Genomic DNA, 19,158 nt, shown 5'->3' with positions numbered 1-19,158 from the left:
TGATCACTTGACGACTCCATGATCACTTGACGAAAATTCGGCCGACACGCCGGTGGCGTCCCGGCTTTTCGTCATGTGATCTTGAGCCGGCCGCGGAATGATGTCCATCCATGAGACGCTTCCCGGACGGCTTCCTTTTCGGTGTCGCCACCTCCGGTCACCAGACCGAGGGCGACAACACCAGCAGCGACACCTGGTTCCTGGAGAACGTCGCGCCGACGGTCTTCGCCGAGCGGTCCGGCCGGGCCTGCAACAGCTGGCAGCTGTGGCGCGACGACCTCGACCTGGTGCAGGCGATGGGGCTGGGCGCCTTCCGGTTCTCGGTGGAGTGGGCCCGGGTCGAGCCCGAGGAGGGCGGCTTCTCCACCGAGGCGTTGGACCACTACGCGGCGATCGTCGACAGCTGCTCGCAGCGGGGCCTGGCCGCGGTGGTGACGCTCAACCACATGACCTGCCCGCACTGGTTCGCCGCGCGCGGCGGCTGGCTGGACCCGGCCGCGCCCGAGCTGTTCGCCCGCTACTGCGACCAGGTGATGCGCCACTTCGGTGACCGGATCACCATGGCCGTCACCCTCAACGAGCCGAACCTGCCGCAGCTGCTGTCCTGGGCGGACGTGCCGGAGTCGGTGCAGAAGTTGGAACGGGCCATCCTGGAGGCGGCCAGCGCCGCCGCCGGGGTGCCCCGCTACCGGGTCAGCAACATCATGCTGCCGGAGGAGTTCGACGCGATGCGCGACGGCATGACGGCCGGGCATCTCGCCGCCCGTACGGCGATCAAGGCCAGGCGGCCCGACCTGCCGGTGGGGCTGTCGATCGCCATCGTCGACGACCGGGTGGCCGGCGACGACGCCACGCTGCGCGACCGCAAGCGCGCCGAGGTGTACGACCACTGGCTGCGGCTGGCCAGCGACGACGACTTCATCGGCATCCAGAACTACGAGAGTGCCGTCTACGACGCGGACAGGTTGTTGCCGCCGCTGCCCGGGGCCACCCTGCACCAGCTGGGCTCGGCGATCGACCCGACGTCACTCGGCGGTGCGGTGCGGTACGCGTACCAGGTCAGCGGGGTGCCGGTCTTCGTGACCGAACACGGCGTCGGCGTCGACGACGACGCCCTGCGGGCGGACTTCATCGAGCCGTCGCTGGCCGGCCTGCTCGACGCGATCGACGACGGCGTACCGGTGCTCGGCTACTGCCACTGGACGCTGCTGGACAACTTCGAGTGGGCGGCCGGCTACCGCTTCCACTTCGGCCTGCACACCGTGGACCGGGAGACGTTCGCGCGGACCCCGAAACCGAGCACCGCCCGGTACGCCGCCATCGCGACCAGCCGCACCCTGCCCTGATCATCCCGCACCCTCCACTCATCATCCGGCGGTACGCCGCCGGTCAGCTCGTGCCGTGCGGCGGCAGCCGGTAGCCGCACTGCTGGCCGTAGGTCATCAGTGGCCGCAGCGTGGGGACCAGGACGGTAGCTTCCGCCGACCAGTGGCGTCCCCGGTTGCCGTCGAGTCGGCGGTGCCGGGCCGTCGTGCGGTTGCGCTGCTGTTGTCCGAGCCGTTCGCGGCGCAGGTATTCGAGACGCCTGGACGCCGTCGACCGGCCGGAACGCCAGTCGAGCCAGCGCAGCCACCAGTCACGCACCATCTCGGTGATCATCTTTTCTCTCCTTGATCAATTGCTATGTCGACTGCCGTTTGGCCAGTCGGTAGAGTCCGTCGCGTTGCACGAATATCTCCCGCCGCTCGGCGGCGTATCCGCGTTCGTCGATGGCGTAGCCGGTGAGCCAGATCCAGCCGTCGTAGGTCGGTTTCCGGTCCACCGAGATGACACGAAATCGAATTCTCCGGTCGCCGGCGAACTGCATGCTCGCTTCCTGGCCGATCAACAGCACGTCCCCTGGTTTCGGTTCCGGCGTCGGCAGCAGCCGGCTACCCACCGGGCCTTCCATCGCCACGGGGCCGCTGGACGCCGTCGGCGCCCCGCTCCATCGGCCAGGTCGCGCGCCCGCAGCTGGGGCACCATCTGGACTTCACTTTGAACGACCACAGCCCGGCACAGAAGCCGAGCAGCGCCGCCCCGACGAGCGCGCCCACCTCCACCGTCGACCCCCTCACTCATCGAGTCGCTTTCCCGTCGCAATCCACCCTGGACTCCCGCCCGAACATAGGGCAATATGAAATTTGCAGAGGTAAAGATGAGCCCGGGTTATTGGAGGTTATAAACATGACTGAACTGCCTGTGGAGCTTCGACGACTCCGACTTTCCCAGCGCATGAACCAGACTCAGCTGGCCAAAGCGGTAGGCGTGTCAAAGTCGCTCATCGCCAGCTTCGAGACCGGCCGGCTGGTGCCGAAGGAGGACACCGCGAAGGATCTCGACAAGTTACTGAACTCCGGTGACCAGCTTCAGCAGCTGTCCAGGGAGGGCAGAGAGGACCGCCAGCCGTGGCTGCGCTCCTGGGTCGATCACGAGCGACGCGCGGTGTTGCTGCGGGCCTGGGAGCCGACCCTGGTCCCTGGGCTGCTGCAGACCGAGGCGTACATGCGGCAGGTCTTCACTGGCGTGCCGTCCAACCGAGGGCGGCTCGAGGAGGTGATCGCGACCCGCCAGGAGCGGCAGCGCGCGGTGCTGGACCGCGATCCTCCGGTGGACCTGGTGGTCCTGGTCGAGGAGACGGCGTTGCGTCGTGGTCCGCGCGAGGTGATGAAGGACCAGCTTGCCCACCTGGTCGACCTCGGGCACCGGCCAACTATCCGGATCCGGGCGGTCCCCGAGTCGGCCGGGCTCCACGCTGGCCTCAGTGGCCCGCTGGCGCTGGCCACCATGAGCGACGGGAGGCGGGTCGGCTATCTGGACGATCTGCTGCGTGGTCGCCTCGCCACCACCGCTGGTGACGTACTCGAACTGGAACTAATCTGGGAAGCAGTCAACGAGTTGGCGCTGTCCGCCGACCAGACCCGAGACCTGATGTTAAGGATGATCCAGTGATCAATGAACCAGCGTGGCGGAAGTCGTCTCGGTCGAACGGTGCATCCGGCAACTGCGTCGAGGTGGCCGACAACCTGCCCGGCCGGGTGCTGGTCCGGGACACCAAGGACCGTGACGGCGGCACCCTGGCCTTCGGCCCGTCCGCCTGGCGCTCCTTCGTCGAGCTGGCCAAGCACCACCACTGACCAGCCGCACCTACCCCTCCTCCGCCGACAACGTCAAGGAAGCGCCGGCCCTGCCACGAGCGGGCCGGCGCTTTCTTCACGCTCACGCCGCGGCGGCTCGCCACCAATCCGCCGACCGGTGTACGGCAGGTCTCTGGGGTCCTGGTCTCTGGGATCGAGGCGTCCCGCCCGCCCGTCGAACCGCCGGCGTAGCGTCACCACAAACGACCGCAAGCCAGGCAAGAGAGCCGACATCACCAGCAACCTACGCCGCCAGTCCGGCAGCACCCCGCTTCGGTTCTCGGTCCGCCGTCGAGTGGAGGGCTCAGGCACGTTATTCGCGCGAATAACGTGCCTGAGCCCTCCACTCGAAGCAGCGTCGCCGATCGCGGCGTCCGGATCTGGACCCCTCATGCCCGCCGACCGCGTGTCGTAGCCATCCCCCGGCCCATCGCGGCCCGTAGCGCCGTCGACCAACCGAGCCAGGCTGCGCAAGGATAGGACGACCCGAGTGCGTCCGTTTTCCAGGAGCCAACATGACTACGCCGTTCGATTCCACCGCCGATACACTCCGGCACAGCCTGCGCGTCGCTGACCTCATGAGCTCGCCGATCAAGGAACTGCTCGACCGGTCCATCCGTCACGACCTGAGCAAGACCATCGAGCCGGAACGGTCGACGTACGACGAGTTCGTGCCGAAGCTGCGTACCGCGGCGTACGGCAGCGAGGAGTACCAGGCCGCGGTGGCGGCGATGGGTGACGGCCTTGCCCACCACTACGCGAACAACCGGCACCATCCTGAGCACTTTCCCAACGGCGTCTGCGGCATGACCCTGGTCGATCTGATCGAGATGCTTGCCGACTGGAAGGCGGCTGCCGAACGCGGCCGGGACGGCGACCTCGCACAGAGTATGGAGATCCACTGCGAGCGGTTCGGCCTTGCGCCCCAACTGATGGACATCCTCAGAAACACCGCCCGCCACTACGGCTGGCTCCCGGCCCGGCCCGGCCACGGCCTCCCGACCGAATAACCAGCCACTGCTACGCCGCACTGCCAGTGAGGCTCGCCACATTTGGCGTGTCGGGTGGTACTGGCCTTACCTCCGTCGCCAGGCGCCTGGCGTTTCACCGGTGTTGTCATACGACGCGTTGGTCGTTTCAAGCAGCAAACGCAAGATCAAGCACCCGGATCTGCCGCGATGTGTGGGCGCATCGTTCGCCTCATCTGGCCGCGAGGTACTCCTGAGCAGGAGCACTCGCTGGTCACGGTCGAGAAGGATCACCCGTGCAGAGTGACGTCGGTACGAAATGGTTTCCGACATTCTGCCGACGGTAGCGACGCCGGCCGATTCTGACCAGCGAGTTATCGGATGAGAGCCCGGCACCAAGATCCATTTGCCTTGGTTGGCCGCTTCGGGCGCGTCGAGCGCAGTCGGGTCCAGCTACACCGTCACCGGGAACGGTGGTAGACGACGCCATCGAGTTTGTCGTTGGCGTAGGCGGCCGAGTTGGTGAGGTGACCGTCGTACGGTCCGACCTTGGTCACTGTGGCCCCGTCGCGGAACACAATCTGCAGGCCGTGCTCAGGTTCCCAGGCGCACTCGCACTCGACCGAGACATAGACGCGCTGATCGCCGTAGGAGTCGCGCACGACCATCGGCTCGTTGCCAAGCTGAACGTGGGCCAGGACGTCTTCGGGGCCGCTGATCTCGACGTGCCGCTCGGCGCCGCCGACGGCCAGGACATCATCGGTAACATCGCGGTAGTAGGCGTAAATGGATGACGCAGCGACGGCCAACGCTGAGTGGTCGAGCGTAAGGAAGTTGCGAATCGCGGCGTGGAAGTCCTCCTGCACCGGGTCGTCGTCGTAGCCGTCGACTGCGATGAGGCAGGGTCCACCGCCCAACACCGCCACCGGTATCGGCGCACTGTGATACCAGCCCAGATCAGCGGCCTTGACCACCGTACCGAGATGGGGAATCTGCACACCACCACCGTAGTCGTCGCTGCGAGGCAGCCCCTGATGAGGCATCCGCATCTGCCGCCGTCGGGCGTCACACCGAGTCGCAGGCGGCAGTTCGAGGCGCGACCTTGCTGATGTAGTGCGCGGGGTGTCGAGTCGTCGCAGAACAACGACGGCCACCTCCGCGAACGGTTTGCGGGCGTACCCTCGCCGCAGCCGCCTGGCATCATCCCTTCGATGACCACGACACGGCAGCGGGTGCTCGGCGGTTTGGCCGAGCGGATCCTTGCGTTGCGGCTGGAGCACCCCACGCGCGTGGGGATCGACGGCCCCTCCGCCGCTGGCAAGACGACCCTGGCCGACGAACTGGCCACCACCTTGCGAGCAAGGACGGCACGACCCGTGCTCCGGGTCACGATCGACCACTTCAAACGGCATGTCGACCTGCGTACGCACTATCCGCCCGGCTCACCGGAGAGCTACTACTTCGAGATGTACGACGTCGACGCCATCCGCGACGAGCTGCTGGCGCCGCTCGGTCCGGGCGGCAACCGCCGTTACCGCGCCCGGATCATGGACTTCAGCGGCCGTACGCCCACCGACTCCGGCATCCACGTGGCTTCGGACGACGCGATCCTCGTGGCAGACGGCGGGTTCCTACAGAAGCCGGCCCTGTCACGACACTGGGATCTACGCGTCTACCTTCACATCGAGGCAACAGACGTCCTGCACCGCGGCACGATCCGCGACCAGGCGTGGATGGACTCGGCGGAGGCTGCGGCTGAGCGGTACCGTACGTACTACATCCCGGGCGAAGAGCTTTACCTGGCCGAGATCCGCCCGGCCGAACGAGCCGACATCGTCATCGACAACCGCAAGTTCAAAGCGCCCCGCATCATGCGTGACCTTCCCAACCAAAGTCGTTAGCCACTACCGTGGCGCCCGGTCGCAAGGCCACTGCATCGGTGCCGCGTCGTGGTCGACAGTGCACGGATCTACCGCGACGGGCGCGCGTCGGCGAGCGCATCGGATCAGTCGAACGTGATGCGAACGGCATCGTGAGGTATCCAGGGGCTCACGTCCGAAGTCCAGCCCTGGTCGTACTGCTCCACGGCCTCGATGAACTCAGCCGGCGGTCGGTAGGAATGGGCAGTGACGTAGTGCCAGATGAGCGACGGTGCAGCGAACATCGCGCCTGGCCCTGATGGCACCCTGATCTCGGTGTGTCCCAACCAGACTCTGCCGCCCGGATGCTCCACGGAAACCATCGAGTCCCCCGGATGATTCGGGCAGAAGGGGCACCGGTGAAGTCCGCGCATCGTGTTGATACGCGGAGCCACGATGATGTCGAGCAGCGCGTTCGTAAACCGGTCTGGCGTGGGCCCCTTCTCGAACGCGTGCGGGGCATCGAGCCACCCGACGTTGATCCGGTCGTATCCGGGCCGGAACTGAAGCAATCCCCAGTCCAGCTCGACGGTGTCGACGTCGCTATAGCTGTAGGCAGTCAAGTCGTCAAAGTAGGCCACCTGACATTCGTACCAGAACGACTGGTTGTCGCTCACCATCGAGCATCCGCACATGCCGCCGAGCGGATGCTCCGTCGGATGATCATCTGGTGTCCCACTTGATCACTATCAGTCGAAGTCGACTCGCATCAGCCTGCTGGCGGCCCAGTCCTGCAATCGGGTCGGCCTGATGGTGCCAGGGTCGTGAGGCTGGTTGAGGTCGTCGACGATGGCCGCCAGCACTTCGGCCCGTTCCGTGGAATCGGTGACGGTGGTCGCGTGCGCCGGCAGGTCCGCTCTGATGCCGTTCTTGAGGTGGAAGGTGAAAGCGGGGTTCGCTCGTAGGTTTGCGTACCAGCTGGTCGCGCCTCCGCCCGCTCCGCTGCACAGGTAGGTTGCGCCGTTGGTGCGGTAGAAGAAGATCTCAATGCGGCGGGGTCGTCCGGTACGCCGCCCGATGGTGGTGATGTCCACGATCCGTTCACGGGTTCCGGCCGCAGGCGTGATCTCGATGGCGCGCCGGATCTCGTGTGGCAGGTGCGCCAGCGGGTCAAGCGCGCGGCGCTCTCGATGTTGGTCTTCGGGGTTCATGCGGCTTCCTTCTGCAAGGCGGGGCCGAGGAGCAGCCCTCCGTCGATGACGTACTCGGCGCCGGTGATGAAGGCCGCGTGCGGCGAGATGAGGAACAACAGCAGCGCGGTGATGTCGGCGGGCTGCCCGAGTCGCGGGACAGCGAACGGCTCGGGCGAGTAGAAGTCGGCGATCGGGGCCTGGCTGCCGGCGGCCGGCTCGGTGATGAACGGGGTGGCGACGACGCCGGGGTGGATGGCGTTGACGCGGATGTTGTCGCGGCCCAGCTCAAGGGCAGCGGTCTGAGTGAGGCCTCGGACCGCCCACTTGCTGGCGACGTAGGGCGCGTAGAAGGCGGTACCGCCGACGCCCATTGTGGAGGCGATGTTGACGATGGATCCTCCCCCCGCCCGCCGCAGTGCCGGTGCGGCCGTCTTGATGCCGAGGAAGGTGCCGGTGAGGTTGATGTCGAGGATGCGGGCCCACGTAGTCCGTTCGGTGGACTCGATGAGGGCGGGCGGGTTCTGCACCCCGGCGTTGTTGATCAGGACGGTGAGCGCGCCGAATGCCTTCTCGGTCGCCGCGATGGCGGCGGCCCACGACTCGTCCTGGGAGACGTCGAGGTGGACGAAACGCGCCCTGCCTCCCAGCTCGGACGCGAGGCTGGCGCCGCGCTCGGCATCGATGTCGCCGATGACGACGTTGGCGCCCTCGGCGTGCAAGGCGCGGACGTGGCTGGCTCCCTGCCCGCCGGTCCCGCCGGTCACGAGCACGGTCTGATCGGTGAAGCGGGACATCTGATCCTCCGAGTACGAGCGAGAGATGACAACCCGTGAGCCGGGGTGGTGAGTCGGGCGACTCACCACGTCGAGGCTACGCTCCACCAAGTGGTGAGTCAACCCACTCACCTCGCTAGGATGGGCGCATGACCCCAGCGCCGTCGGCCTACCACCAGCGCGTGGCGCAGGAGAAGCGTGCGCTCATCGTGCGGGCCGCTACCGAGCTTTTCCTCGAGTTGGGCTACGACCGGGCATCACTGGCGCGTGTCGCCGAGAGCGCCGGCGTGTCGAAAGCGACACTGTTCAAGCAGTTTCCGACCAAGGCGGCATTGTTCGATGCCATCGTCATCGACTCGTGGGCCGAGAACGACGTCGCGGACGTGCCGCCCGCCGGTGACCTGACGGCCGGCCTGACGGTGCTCGGCCGGCGCTACGCGACGCTGTTGAGCCAACCGGAGATGACGAACCTGTTCCGCATCGTCATCGCCGAACTGCCACGCTTTCCCGAACTGGCCAAGGCGCAATTCTCACGCGGCAAACTGCCATACTTCGAGTCCGTCCGGATCTACCTCATGACCGAACGAGACGCGGGGACCGCGAACATCACCGATCCGGAGATGGCAGCCACGCAGTTCCTCGGGATGATCTCCAACTACCTACTCTGGCCGAGCCTGGTGCTCCCCGAGTGGACGGTGACCCCCGCCCGCACGACCGCGGTCGTTGACGAAGCCGTCCGCACCATGGTTGCACGGTACGGCACCGATGTTGACCGTCCAGGCCCGTGAGTTCGTTACCGCATCTGCCGCAGGCAGCGCCTCATGGAGCATATCCAGGCTCCGTCGGGGAGCCGCCCGGACATGCCGATGTGAACGCGGCTCGCAGTAACCGGTCAGCCCTCTCGGCAAGACTTGCCATTACTGCAAGTAGGCACGGACAGACGATCAATCAAGCCCTTGTTCGAGTCGCACCCACCTTTCCCGAAGCGTTTCCCGTCCACTACTTGGTAATGCCACTATAATTTCTTCGGCTCGAATAAGTACCGGGGTAAAATACATTCGCGCTTCGCCATCACTCATCTTCTTCCCTTCCCTGTCGCGTACAGCCATCCCTCCGGCGACTACCATTGAGCCCTCAGAATAGCTATAGTTTGACTCCAGTGCGGCCTGCGCCATTCGACTTGGACGGTAGGACCGGACAGTAAGCACCAGCAACGCCTTTTGTCCGTCCAGAGTGAGGATACGCCAAACACCTTGGCTGATTCCAGCATATGGGAAGCGACGCCTTCGGCCAGTCTCGTAGAGTCGCCACTCCGACGGGTGGAACTCGATATGGCTCCTCGGGCGTCGCCTAAATCGTTCCGCTCCGAAAATTGTCGCCCTACTCGGATGGATCGCCCACAATCCCTTGATCGCCTCTTCGAGGTCAGCCGAAGTGCTCATGGGTCTATTCTTATCGCCAGATGAACCCATGCGCTAGGTCGACGGGTTCCCGACCTTGTTCGGGCCGCTCTCATTTGCCGCAGGCAGCGCGCATCGATGCCGAGTTGCGCGACCTGGTGGGGCATCCAGCGGTGATTCAGACCTGCCGCATAGCAACCGCCGCCACCATCATGTCGCTCAACTGCTTACTGCTGAGCAGCCGGGCGCGCCAGGCCAGGGCGGCGATCTCCGCGCTCGCTGGGTGTACCCGCGCATCCTCGACGACCGGCCCGACCCAGGTCAACGCGACGATGTCGCTGGGCGCCAACTGGTAGCACATGTCCTACGGTCAGCGTATGCGTGAGGTCGGGCTGCGGGAGATGCGGCAGAACGCCAGCGACCTGGTACGCCGGGCGCAGGGCGGCGAACGCGTGACGATCACCGTCGCCGGGCGACCGGCAGCCGTACTCGGCCCGGTCAGCCCGCGCACCTGGCGCGAGTGGGACGACCTCGCGGGCCTGTTCGACCAGCCCACCGACCCAGGGTGGGCGGACGACCGGGACCTGCTCGACGACACCGTCACCGATCCATGGGTCGGACGATCTCCGAGCTGGCCGACGCTGTCGAGAATCTGGTCAGGGAGCATTGAACTGCCGCGCTGAGGGCGCTGGCGGCGGTAACGGGCCGTGAGGTTCGAAGGGCTGTGCGCGGCCGTCGCGGTCAGGTCGGCGATCGCCGCGATGGCCCAGGCCCGGGTACGCCTCGACGAAGTCATCGCCTTCGCGACAGACACCGTCTGGAGATACGACGCCTATACATCCGGAATCGCCGCCGCCAGTGTGCGGTGCTCGCGGCAGCGTCAAGCTACCGTCCGAGTTGCTCCGGCCAGCGTCGCTGCTGATCGGTCTCCGGAACCAGCACGCCTCGGACTTCCCCGATGATCTGCCAGACCCTGCCAGGGTCGGTGCCCAACCGGATCAGACAGGCCGCAGCGATCAGCGATGCCCGTCCGATGCCGGCACGGCAGTGCACCGCGACGTGACGCCCATCGGCGAGCCGGCTGTGCAGGAGGTCGAGCAGTGGCCGCGTCAACGCATGGTCGGGAACGCCGAGATCATCGATCGGGAAGCCGTGAAACTCCAACCCGGCGCGGACGGCGGCGACGCCCTCCCCGGACAGGCCCAGCTCGGTGGCCTCTGCAGAGGTAAGCAGGCAGACAAGGACGTCGACGCCGGCGACGCGTAGAGCAGCCATTTCGTCATCGAGCCAATCGTCGCCGCGCGGCCGCGGCATTGTGCTCAACTGGCCAGGTGGCGGCGTCGGAATGCGATACAGCGTGGGTGCGAACGGCATGTGATCAGGTGGCCTTCGGGTCGTAGGTCCTGCCGATGAGCGGATGTGGTCTGACGATCAGATTCGGGGAAGCTTCCGGCCGTCGGGCAGCGTGCGGCCGCTCAGTAGAGCGACGAGCGAGCCGCTGTCGGCGCGGATCGTCCGGCCTTCTCCCCGGCTCCAGGCGGTGTCGGTGGCCTCGATTCGGATGCCGGTCAGGTCGATGCCGAACAGCGTGCCGTTGGTCGCAGCGAGCAGGTCGAGGACGGTGTTCACCGCCTCCTGCGGTGCGACAGGAGGCCGATCGAGCGCGATCGTTACATCGAGCGAGTGGATGACAGCGTGATTGAGCGCGCCCGCCTCGCCGCCGCCCGGCGGCAGCCACTCGTGCAGTTTCGGTGCCCGGAGCTGGCCGAGAAGCTCATCGGGAGGCAGCGAGGCGTCCCGCGCGGCCACCGTGTCGGAGAGTACGGCGAAGTCGCCACCGGCCGCCGCCAGCTCTGCGCCGAACTGCTGAGGGCTCAGCCGGACCGGCATCGTCACGTGCGCGACGACGTGACGTACGAACCACTTTTCGCAGAGGGTGGGCGCACCCCACGTCGCCGCAGGAGTAGCGGTAAGGAGTTCGGCCCAGCGTTCATATGTCAGTGCCACCCAGGTCTGCGGGTCGGTCATGGCCGGTCTCCCTGCATGAGGAGGTGGAGATGTTCGTCGAGCTTGTCGAGAGAGGTAAGGAAGCCGGCTCGCGCTTCGGGTCGTCGCATGGCTTCGGGGACATGCCGTTGGGTGATGACGACTGCGGTCCGGCCACCGCCTCGCTCGTCGAGCGTGCTGATGGTGTGCATCCCGGTCGACGGCTCAACCCAGGCGAGCCGCTCGGGTGGAACGACTTCGGTGATGGTGGCGACCATCCGATAGCTGCCGTGCGGGCCGACCATCAGTGTCTCGAAGCGGCCGCCGGGCCGAAGCTCGACCACGATGCCGTCGACTGGCGTGACCATTCCCCGGGGACCCCAGAAGTGCGCGAGTTCGGTGGGCTGGGTGAGGCATTGCCAGACCAGTTCGCGCGGCGCATGGAACACCCGCTCGTAGACGAGCTCGTCGTCGCTCACCGCTCGCCACCTTCCTGCCGGCGGGCCAGGTGCGTCTCCAGACGGTCCATCCGCTCGGTCCACGTGCGCCGACTCGCCTCGATCCACGAAACGGCGAGGTTGAGCATTCCCGGTTCGAGGCGGCACGGGCGGGTCTGACGGTGACGTCCCCGGCTGATCAAGCCGGAGCGCTCGAGCACATGAAGGTGCTGCGACACGGCCTGCATGCTCATGGCGTACCGCTCGGCGAGCTCCTTGACCGTCGCGTCGCCCGCGCTCAGCCGCACGATGATGTCCCGCCGGGTGCGGTCGCTAAGCGCCGTGAACAGGGCATCGAGCTGCTGCTCGTCAACGGTGACTTCCACGGCTTATTCAAGCATCTACTTTATCAAGCGTCAACTAGATAAAGGCGCTGGCGGATCCGCCTGATGCCCGCCCATGCCGCGCCGAGGGCGCTTGGCGGCGGTAGCGGGCCGTGAGGGTACGGACTCATGTGGCAGGCCCAACTTGTCATTGACAAGATGTGCGCGCTGGACGATATCTTGTCAATGACAAGATATGGAGGTACGCGATGGCTCCCCTGATCGCCCTCATCGGCGGCTGGCTGGTCCTGCGCATGGCTGGACTACTCGGCGTCGACGCGCTCGACGGCTGGCAGCCGGCGCTGCGTGGCGGACTGGCCCTCATGTTTGTGCTGACCGGTGTGGCCCACTTCAGTGCGAAGCGGCGCGACTCGCTCATCGCGATGGTGCCGCCTCGGCTGCCCCGGGCACCGCTGCTGGTCACCATCACCGGGGTTCTGGAGCTGGCCGGATCCGTCGGCCTGGCGTTCCCGTCGACCGCACCGGTCGCGGCGATCTGTCTCGCGCTCCTCCTCCTGGCGATGTTTCCAGCCAACGTGTCGGCGGCGCGGCGTCAGTTGAAGATTGCCGATCGGCCGGTCACGCCCCTGGTTCCGCGCACGCTGCTGCAGGTGCTCTTCGTCGCCTCCTGCATCGCCGCCGCGCTCTGACCAGAGGATGGCCACTTTCGACGGGCCGCATGCCTGCTTGATCAGCAGGCGCGGCCCGGACACGACTCGCTACGCTGGCCCGGTGACCGTGGCCGATGAGATCGCCAGTAGCCGGTACGTCAGCCTGACCACCTACCGCAAGGACGGCACCCCGGTGGCCACACCAGTCTGGCACGTACCGCACGGTGCCGAACTCTGGATCGTGACCGAAGCGGGCTCGGGAAAGGTCAAGCGGATCCGGAACAACCCGCGCATTCGGGTGCAGCCGTGTTCCTTACGCGGGGCGGTGGCACCGGACGCGCCGAGTGTGACGGGAACGGCCCGGTTGCTGTACGGCGACGGGACGGCGCTGGCCCGCAAGCTACTGGCCCGCCGGTACGTCATGGCACGGGCAGGGAACTGGCTCGCTCGCCTGCTCCGGCTACGCCGCCCCCCGATGGTCGGCATCATCGTGTCGTTCTGATCGACCCGACTTTCCGACCCGTGACCAAGCCTAGTCAGCTGCGGAGCTGTCGCCGCCCGTGCAGGCCAGCCAACCGGGGCCGTCACGCTCCCTGGTTGGACCTCCCATGCCGGCCGACGCCACACATGCCGAGAAGCGCGCACCTCGGTCCGTCGAGTCTCGGTCCGCCGTCGAGTGGAGGGCTCAGGCACGTTATTCGCGCGAATAACGTGCCTGAGCCCTCCACTCGACGCAGCGTCGCCGATCGCGGGCGTCCGGATCTGAACCTGCCGCCACGCGCCGCTTCGGCGGTTGTGTCAGCTCCGCGTGAAAACTGACCACGTGGTTCCGGCTGAATCGGGACCACCTCCTGAAGCATCGGGAGGTGCTGAACGTGGAGGACTGGGCGGAGATCCGGCGGCTGCGGCGGTCGGAGGGTATGGCGATTCAGGCCATCGCACGGCGGTTGAGGATGTCTCGCAACACCGTGAAGAAGGCGTTGGCCAGTGATGAGCCGCCGCGGTACCGACGGGCGGCGAAGGGCTCGATCGTGGACGCGGTCGAGCCGCAGATCAGGGCGTTGTTGGCGGAGTTCCCGGACATGCCCTCGACGGTGATCATGGAACGGGTCGGGTGGACCCGTGGGAAGACGGTGTTCTGTGACCGGGTGCAGCGGCTGCGGCCGTTGTTCCGCCGGCCTGACCCGGCGCAGCGCACCGAGTACCTGCCGGGTGAGCTGGCGCAGTGTGATCTGTGGTTCCCGCCGGCGGACGTGCCCCTGGGGTTCGGTCAGGTCGGACGGCCGCCGGTGATGGTGATGGTGTCCGGGTACTCGCGGTGGCTGACGGCGGTGATGATCCCGTCCCGGCAGTCGGCGGATCTGCTGGTCGGACACTGGACGTTGATCTCCGGGTGGGGTCGGGTGCCCAGGACGTTGGTATGGGACAACGAGTCAGCGGTTGGCCAGTGGCGTGCCGGCAGGCCGCAGTTGACCGAGGCGATGAACGGCTTCCGTGGCACTCTCGGGATCCGCGTGCTCCAGTGCCGGCCGGCGGATCCGGAAGCCAAAGGCCTGGTGGAGCGGGCGAACGGCTATCTTGAGACGTCGTTCCTGCCCGGGCGCCGGTTCAGCTCGCCCCGGGACTTCAACGCCCAGCTTGCCGAATGGCTGGTACGGGCGAACCAGCGTCGGCACCGGGTGCTGGGCTGCCGGCCGGTGGACCGGTGGGAGGCCGACCGAGCGGCGATGTTGACGCTGCCGCCGGTCGCGCCGGTGGTCGGCTGGCGGCGGAGCACCCGTCTGCCCCGCGACCACTACGTCCGGCTGGACGGCAACGACTACTCGGTGCACCCGATGGTGGTGGGCCGCCGGGTCGACGTGGTCGCTGACGCCGACCGGGTGCAGGTGCTCTGCGAGGGCCGTCTCGTCGCCCGGCACGACCGGTGCTGGGCGCGGCATCAGAGCATCACCGACCCGGCTCACCGTCAGGCCGCCGCCGATCTGCGGACCGCCGCGCGGCAGGCGCCGGCACCGGCGGTCACGGCCGAGGTGGAGCACCGCAGGTTGGCCGACTACGACCGCATGTTCGGTGTCGATGCCGAGGCGGCCGCGTGATGGCCTCCAGAACGACCGGCAACCGCAACGTCTCCTCCGAGATCGCTTTCCTCACCCGTGCGTTGAAGGCGCCCTCGTTGGCGGCGTCGGTGGACCGGCTCGCGGAGCGGGCCCGGGCGGAGTCGTGGACGCACGAGGAGTTTCTCGCCGCCTGTCTGCAACGCGAAGTGGCGGCCCGGGAGGCCCACGGCGGTGAGGGGCGTATCCGGGCGGCGAGGTTCCCGGCACGCAAGAGCCTGGAGGAGTTCGACTTCGAACACCAGCGGTCGTTGAAGCGGGAGACGATCGCCCACCTGGGCACTCTGGACTTCGTGGCGTCGAAGGAGAACGTCGTGTTCCTGGGGCCGCCCGGCACCGGCAAGACCCACCTGTCCATCGGTCTCGGTATCCGGGCCTGCCAGGCCGGACACCGGGTCGCGTTCGCCACCGCCGCTCAGTGGGTGTCCCGTCTCGCTGACGCCCACCACGCCGGCCGGCTGCAGGACGAGCTCGTCAAACTCGGCCGGATCCCGCTGGTGATCGTTGACGAGGTCGGCTACATCCCCTTCGAAGCCGAAGCGGCGAACCTGTTCTTCCAGTTGGTTTCGAACCGCTACGAACGTGCCTCGCTGATCGTCACCAGTAACAAGCCCTTCGGCCGGTGGGGAGAGGTCTTCGGTGATGACGTCGTCGCCGCGGCCATGATCGACCGGCTTGTTCACCACGCCGAGGTCGTTTCGATGAAGGGCGACAGCTACCGGCTCAAGGACCGCGACCTCGGCCGCGTCCCGGCAGCGACCAAGACCAACGACTGAAGATCAACCAAACCGGGGTGGTCCAGTTTCAGCCGGACCACGGTGGTCACGATTGAGGCGGCGTTGACAGGTTGAAGGTGTCGGGGCGGTACAGCGAGATCCGCTCATGGCCGGGCTGCGGTCGTAGATCAATGAAACAAGTAGCCGCCGAGCGGGCGCTACGTACGTAGACACAGGCCTACGGTTGCTGGTTGACGATTCGGCGCGCCGCAGCTGCGGCGCTACCACTGTCAGGTGGTAGCTTCCGGCGGTATGACGCGGGCGGTCGAACGCAGTTTATCCATATGCCCCGAGGTCGACCGGATGCTCACCGCTCATGTCCAGCGCACGTCCGGGGTCACGATGTCCGCGACCGTCAACGCCGCACTGGCCGACTACCTGGAGGCTTCGGCGCTGAAGGCGTACCGGCGATGGGACGCCGGAGCCGGCGAGGATGAGCGGGCAGCCCTGGATGAGTTTGCCGCCCACCATGACGAGTCCTGGTCCTCTGGATGAGGCGGGGGAGCACAACTCTCACGGCCTTGACGACCGCCGTCCGCAGCTACTTCGACGCGACGGACCGCGTTCCGTAGAGCTCCAACTTGGCCCGGCATATGCAAGACCGTCGAGGTTTGACCGGGCGTCAGGCGGGAACGTCGGGACGATGCGGGCACTGTTGATGAAGATCGAGCAGGCGACCGGGCTGGACCGGATCGGCGACCGGCTGCAGCAGAGCGTTCAGCGGCGGATCAGCAACGAACGGGTCCGCGACCTGCTGCACGGGGTGTGGCTGGGGCATCCGCTGCACCCGGTGCTGATCCAGGTGCCGATGGGTGCCTGGCTGAGCGCCGCCGTACTCGACACGCTGCCCGGCCAGCGACGGGCCGCCACCACCCTGGTCGGCGTCGGCACCGCCGCCGCACTGCCGGCGGCGGTCACCGGAGCGAACGACTGGGCGAGCCTGTCCCGCGAGCAGCGCCGGATCGGTCTGGTGCACGCGATCGCCAACACCGTCGGCATCGCCTGCTACGCCGGGTCACTGGTCGCCCGGCTGCGCGGCCGCCACCAGACCGGCCGTACGCTCGGATTCCTCGGCCTCGCCGCGGTCGGTGCCGGCGGCTTCCTCGGCGGTCATCTCGCCTACAAGCAGGCCGCCGGGGTCAACCACGCAGTGCCCGAGCTGCATCGGATCTCCGCCGGCTGGCACCCGATCGCCGAGTTCGCCAAGCTGCCCGAATCGGGAATGATCAGCCGGCAGGTGGACGACGTGCCGGTGCTGGTCTACCGGCACGGCGAGGACGTCACGGTGCTGCTGGCGCACTGCGCCCACCAGAACGGACCCCTCGACCAGGGTGAGGTGATCAGCGCGGACGGTCACGCCTGCGTGGTCTGCCCGTGGCACGGCAGCGCGTTCCGGCTCACCGACGGCACCGTCGCCCACGGCCCGGCCGCCACCGATCAGCAGGTGCTGCGCAGCCGGGTGGTGGCCGGTGTCGTGCAGGCCCAACTGCCCTGATCCGACCGTACGGCGGCAGCCGGCAACCGTACGGTGAACTTCGCGCCCGCACCGGGGTGGCCGGCGGCCTCGATGGTGCCGCGATGCGCCGTCACCACCTCCCGCAGCAACGCCAAGCCTAGGCCGATGTGCAGCCGGTCCGCCCCGGCCCCGCGATGGAACCGGTCGAAGATGCGCTCGTCGGGGGCGAAGCCGTCGCCGGTGTCCGCGACGGTCAGTTCGATCGTGTCGCCGACGGCGGTGCGGCAGACGGCGACGTCGATCCGGCCGCCCGGTCGGGAGTGCCGCAACGCGTTGGTCAGCAGCTCGGACACCACCCTGCGCAGCGCCGAGGAGACCCCGGCCACCGGCAGCGGACCGGCGGACCGGTCCAGGGCGATCACCACGTCGTACTCCTGTGCCCGGTCGCTCTCGGCGAGGACCGCGTCCTCGACGATGGCGGCCAGGTCGACCGGCGCGTCGGAGGCACGGTCGGCCGGGGCGGCGCCGAGTCGGGCGGACAGCAGCAGGTCGTCGACCACCTCACCGAGTTGCCGGGTGGTGCCGACCAGCCGGTCCAGGTCGGCGGCGTATTCGGACGGAATGTTGCCGTTGCCGTTACGGGCCCGGCGGGCGAGCACCTGCGCCCGGGTGTGCACCTGGGCGATGGGCGTACGCAGCTCGTGGCTGGCGTCGGCGATGAAGCGCCGCTGACGCGCGAGCGCCTCGGCGAGTGGCGCGACCGTGAGCCAGCCGACGACCATCCCACTGGCCAGCGCGGCCAGCAGTCCGATCCCCTCGGTGATGGACAGGGCCAGGAGCAGGTGCCGTCGGTCGGCGAGGTGGTAACGGGCGTCGAAGACGGCCTGAATGGTGTCGCCGCCCCGGGGCTGAGTGAGGACGAAGTAGACGGTGTCGTTGCGCTCGACCCTGGTCACCTGCTCGATGCCGGTCGCGGCAACCGTCTCCATTACCTGGCGCAGCGGGAATCCGGCCGGTGCGGGGACTCCTGCTGTCTGCAGTGCGGGAAGGGCCGCGTCTTGCGGCTCGCCGCCGCCGCGCAGGAACAGCCAGGTGCAGCCCGGGGGCCCGGACGGGTCGCCGCGGCTGGCGGTGTACCGCAGCTCCCGGTCGATCTGTTTCTCCTGCCCGTGCACGAGCATGCCGTAGGCGATCCCGCCGACCAGGGTGACCAGTGCGGTGACCGCGAGGCCGACCAGCGCGCCGACGCGCAGCCGGGCCCGCGTGATGACCTTGCGTTCGGCGGCCGCCCAGGAGGTGCCGACCGGCTCCAGCGAGGGTCGGGGCATCAGAGCTCACCGAGCCGGTAGCCGACTCCGTGTACCGTCCGGATCACCGACCGGCCGAGCTTGCGGCGCAGATAGTAGACATATGTGTCGACGATGGAGGTGGCGTGGGCGTCGTCGAACACCTGCCGACGCAGCCCGGACCGGGAGTGCACCCTCGTCGGCGTCATGGCGATCACCCGGAGCAGGTCGAACTCCCGCAGCGACAGGGCGACCCGGGACCCGTCGGGCAGCACCACGTCCCGCAGCCCGAGGTCGAGCCAGCCGTCACCGACCCGTACCGTCTCGGCGGTGTCGAAGGCGCGCCGGCACAGTGCCCGCAGCCGGGCCGCCAGCTCGTCCAGCTCGAACGGTTTCACCAGGTAGTCGTCGGCGCCGGCGTCAAGACCGGCGATCCGGTCGTCGACCGCGCCGAGCGCGGTCAGCATCAACGCCCGGGCCTGCACCGAACGGGACCGCAGCCGGGTGAGCAGGTTCAACCCGTCGATCGCGGGCAGCACCCGGTCGATGACCATGACGTCGTACGGTCGGGTAAGCCCTAGATGCAGTCCGCGTTGTCCGTCGCGGGCGGCGTCGACCCGGTACCCTTCGTCGGCCAGCACTTCGGTCAGCAGACCCGCGAGGTCCGCGTCGTCCTCGATCAGGAGCAGGCGCAGTGCCGGTGGCGACGTCACGCTTGCCGTCATCACCTGTCGAGAATC

Annotated in this window: 26 protein-coding genes; 13 read left to right on the top strand and 13 right to left on the bottom strand. The window is 67.6% G+C overall.

Annotated features, from left to right (window positions below):
* The first annotated feature begins 110 nt into the window (after positions 1-110).
* The gene (locus O7629_RS28155; RefSeq protein WP_278173024.1) at positions 111-1,346 is read left to right on the top strand and encodes a family 1 glycosylhydrolase; all 1,236 of its coding nucleotides are present in this window, start codon (positions 111-113) and stop codon (positions 1,344-1,346) included.
* Positions 1,347-1,389: 43 nt separating this feature from the next.
* On the opposite strand, the gene O7629_RS28150 is transcribed toward O7629_RS28155, so the two are convergent.
* A complete protein-coding gene (locus O7629_RS28150) occupies positions 1,390-1,659 on the bottom strand; it encodes a hypothetical protein (protein WP_278173023.1) in 270 nt (89 codons plus the stop codon).
* A gap of 22 nt (positions 1,660-1,681) precedes the next feature.
* Positions 1,682-1,939 carry a hypothetical protein gene (locus O7629_RS28145; protein WP_278173022.1) on the bottom strand — a complete coding sequence of 86 codons (258 nt, stop codon included), beginning with the start codon at positions 1,937-1,939 and terminating at the stop codon, positions 1,682-1,684.
* Between the two features lie 287 nt (positions 1,940-2,226).
* Between O7629_RS28145 and O7629_RS28140 the strand changes: the two genes are divergently transcribed.
* The 3 genes from O7629_RS28140 (at position 2,227) to O7629_RS28130 (ending at position 4,186) form a co-directional block, all read left to right on the top strand.
* The gene (locus tag O7629_RS28140) at positions 2,227-2,991 is read left to right on the top strand and encodes a helix-turn-helix transcriptional regulator (protein ID WP_278173021.1); all 765 of its coding nucleotides are present in this window, start codon (positions 2,227-2,229) and stop codon (positions 2,989-2,991) included.
* Positions 2,991-3,176 (top strand): DUF397 domain-containing protein, encoded by a 186-nt coding sequence (locus O7629_RS28135; protein ID WP_278174709.1) that lies wholly within the window; start codon positions 2,991-2,993, stop codon positions 3,174-3,176. Before O7629_RS28140 ends, O7629_RS28135 begins: the two co-directional genes overlap by 1 nt.
* 515 nt (positions 3,177-3,691) lie before the next feature.
* Complete coding sequence (locus tag O7629_RS28130; RefSeq protein ID WP_278173018.1) at positions 3,692-4,186, top strand: DUF5662 family protein; 495 nt, start codon at positions 3,692-3,694, stop codon at positions 4,184-4,186.
* Positions 4,187-4,605: 419 nt separating this feature from the next.
* Here O7629_RS28130 and O7629_RS28125 read toward each other — a convergent pair whose 3' ends face one another.
* The gene (locus O7629_RS28125) at positions 4,606-5,142 is read right to left on the bottom strand and encodes a hypothetical protein (protein ID WP_278173017.1); all 537 of its coding nucleotides are present in this window, start codon (positions 5,140-5,142) and stop codon (positions 4,606-4,608) included.
* 213 nt (positions 5,143-5,355) lie between these two features.
* On the opposite strand from O7629_RS28125, the gene O7629_RS28120 reads away from it, so the two are divergent.
* On the top strand, positions 5,356-6,045 hold the full coding sequence (locus tag O7629_RS28120; protein WP_278173016.1) for a uridylate kinase: 690 nt from the start codon (positions 5,356-5,358) through the stop codon (positions 6,043-6,045).
* A gap of 104 nt (positions 6,046-6,149) precedes the next feature.
* Here the strand turns inward: O7629_RS28120 and O7629_RS28115 are convergent, their stop codons facing one another.
* From O7629_RS28115 to O7629_RS28105, 3 genes are all read right to left on the bottom strand, one after another.
* Positions 6,150-6,680 carry a hypothetical protein gene (locus O7629_RS28115; RefSeq protein WP_278173014.1) on the bottom strand — a complete coding sequence of 177 codons (531 nt, stop codon included), beginning with the start codon at positions 6,678-6,680 and terminating at the stop codon, positions 6,150-6,152.
* Positions 6,681-6,752: 72 nt separating this feature from the next.
* The gene (locus O7629_RS28110; protein WP_278173013.1) at positions 6,753-7,214 is read right to left on the bottom strand and encodes a nitroreductase/quinone reductase family protein; all 462 of its coding nucleotides are present in this window, start codon (positions 7,212-7,214) and stop codon (positions 6,753-6,755) included.
* A complete protein-coding gene (locus O7629_RS28105) occupies positions 7,211-7,990 on the bottom strand; it encodes a glucose 1-dehydrogenase (RefSeq protein WP_278173011.1) in 780 nt (259 codons plus the stop codon). Before O7629_RS28105 ends, O7629_RS28110 begins: the two co-directional genes overlap by 4 nt.
* Before the next feature lie 128 nt (positions 7,991-8,118).
* Between O7629_RS28105 and O7629_RS28100 the strand changes: the two genes are divergently transcribed.
* A complete protein-coding gene (locus O7629_RS28100; RefSeq protein WP_278173010.1) occupies positions 8,119-8,757 on the top strand; it encodes a TetR/AcrR family transcriptional regulator in 639 nt (212 codons plus the stop codon).
* A gap of 790 nt (positions 8,758-9,547) precedes the next feature.
* Here the strand turns inward: O7629_RS28100 and O7629_RS28095 are convergent.
* On the bottom strand, positions 9,548-9,730 hold the full coding sequence (locus O7629_RS28095; RefSeq protein ID WP_278173009.1) for a hypothetical protein: 183 nt from the start codon (positions 9,728-9,730) through the stop codon (positions 9,548-9,550).
* A 16-nt stretch (positions 9,731-9,746) separates the two neighbouring features.
* Here O7629_RS28095 and O7629_RS28090 point away from each other — a divergent pair, with 16 nt between their 5' ends.
* On the top strand, positions 9,747-10,052 hold the full coding sequence (locus O7629_RS28090; RefSeq protein ID WP_278173007.1) for a type II toxin-antitoxin system prevent-host-death family antitoxin: 306 nt from the start codon (positions 9,747-9,749) through the stop codon (positions 10,050-10,052).
* Between the two features lie 202 nt (positions 10,053-10,254).
* Here the strand turns inward: O7629_RS28090 and O7629_RS28085 are convergent, their stop codons facing one another.
* From O7629_RS28085 to O7629_RS28070, 4 genes are read right to left on the bottom strand one after another with little or no spacing between them, the layout of a single operon-like run.
* Positions 10,255-10,743, bottom strand: a complete 489-nt coding sequence (locus O7629_RS28085; RefSeq protein WP_278173006.1) for a tyrosine protein phosphatase — start codon at positions 10,741-10,743, stop codon at positions 10,255-10,257.
* Positions 10,744-10,800: 57 nt separating this feature from the next.
* The gene (locus O7629_RS28080) at positions 10,801-11,397 is read right to left on the bottom strand and encodes a maleylpyruvate isomerase family mycothiol-dependent enzyme (protein ID WP_278173005.1); all 597 of its coding nucleotides are present in this window, start codon (positions 11,395-11,397) and stop codon (positions 10,801-10,803) included.
* Positions 11,394-11,834: an SRPBCC domain-containing protein gene (locus O7629_RS28075; RefSeq protein ID WP_278173004.1), complete on the bottom strand. Its 441-nt coding sequence runs from the start codon at positions 11,832-11,834 to the stop codon at positions 11,394-11,396. Before O7629_RS28075 ends, O7629_RS28080 begins: the two co-directional genes overlap by 4 nt.
* Positions 11,831-12,178, bottom strand: coding sequence for a metalloregulator ArsR/SmtB family transcription factor (locus tag O7629_RS28070; protein ID WP_278173002.1), 348 nt, complete (start codon positions 12,176-12,178; stop codon positions 11,831-11,833). Before O7629_RS28070 ends, O7629_RS28075 begins: the two co-directional genes overlap by 4 nt.
* Positions 12,179-12,384: 206 nt before the next feature.
* Here O7629_RS28070 and O7629_RS28065 point away from each other — a divergent pair, with 206 nt between their 5' ends.
* The 6 genes from O7629_RS28065 (at position 12,385) to O7629_RS28040 (ending at position 17,171) form a co-directional block, all read left to right on the top strand.
* Positions 12,385-12,825 (top strand): DoxX family membrane protein, encoded by a 441-nt coding sequence (locus O7629_RS28065; RefSeq protein WP_278173000.1) that lies wholly within the window; start codon positions 12,385-12,387, stop codon positions 12,823-12,825.
* 82 nt (positions 12,826-12,907) lie between these two features.
* Complete coding sequence (locus O7629_RS28060; protein ID WP_278172998.1) at positions 12,908-13,288, top strand: PPOX class F420-dependent oxidoreductase; 381 nt, start codon at positions 12,908-12,910, stop codon at positions 13,286-13,288.
* 364 nt (positions 13,289-13,652) lie between these two features.
* Positions 13,653-14,882, top strand: a complete 1,230-nt coding sequence (istA, locus tag O7629_RS28055; RefSeq protein ID WP_278169419.1) for an IS21 family transposase — start codon at positions 13,653-13,655, stop codon at positions 14,880-14,882.
* Positions 14,882-15,676: an IS21-like element helper ATPase IstB gene (istB, locus tag O7629_RS28050; RefSeq protein ID WP_278148120.1), complete on the top strand. Its 795-nt coding sequence runs from the start codon at positions 14,882-14,884 to the stop codon at positions 15,674-15,676. Before istA ends, istB begins: the two co-directional genes overlap by 1 nt.
* Before the next feature lie 252 nt (positions 15,677-15,928).
* Positions 15,929-16,171, top strand: coding sequence for a hypothetical protein (locus O7629_RS28045; RefSeq protein WP_278172996.1), 243 nt, complete (start codon positions 15,929-15,931; stop codon positions 16,169-16,171).
* A 148-nt stretch (positions 16,172-16,319) separates the two neighbouring features.
* Positions 16,320-17,171 (top strand): Rieske 2Fe-2S domain-containing protein, encoded by an 852-nt coding sequence (locus O7629_RS28040; protein WP_278172994.1) that lies wholly within the window; start codon positions 16,320-16,322, stop codon positions 17,169-17,171.
* On the opposite strand, the gene O7629_RS28035 is transcribed toward O7629_RS28040, so the two are convergent.
* Together O7629_RS28035 and O7629_RS28030 are read right to left on the bottom strand one after the other, a co-directional pair.
* Entirely contained in the window at positions 17,114-18,460 is a 1,347-nt protein-coding gene (locus O7629_RS28035; protein ID WP_278172992.1) for a HAMP domain-containing sensor histidine kinase, read from the bottom strand. The two genes, O7629_RS28040 and O7629_RS28035, sit on opposite strands and share 58 nt — an antisense overlap.
* Positions 18,460-19,131: a response regulator transcription factor gene (locus tag O7629_RS28030; RefSeq protein ID WP_278172990.1), complete on the bottom strand. Its 672-nt coding sequence runs from the start codon at positions 19,129-19,131 to the stop codon at positions 18,460-18,462. Before O7629_RS28030 ends, O7629_RS28035 begins: the two co-directional genes overlap by 1 nt.
* Between the last annotated feature and the right edge of the window lie 27 nt (positions 19,132-19,158).

Source organism: Solwaraspora sp. WMMD792, assembly GCF_029626105.1.
GTDB lineage: Bacteria > Actinomycetota > Actinomycetes > Mycobacteriales > Micromonosporaceae > Micromonospora_E.
The sequence above is the reverse complement of the archived record's forward strand: the minus strand, read 5'-3'. Positions and strand labels throughout refer to the sequence as shown.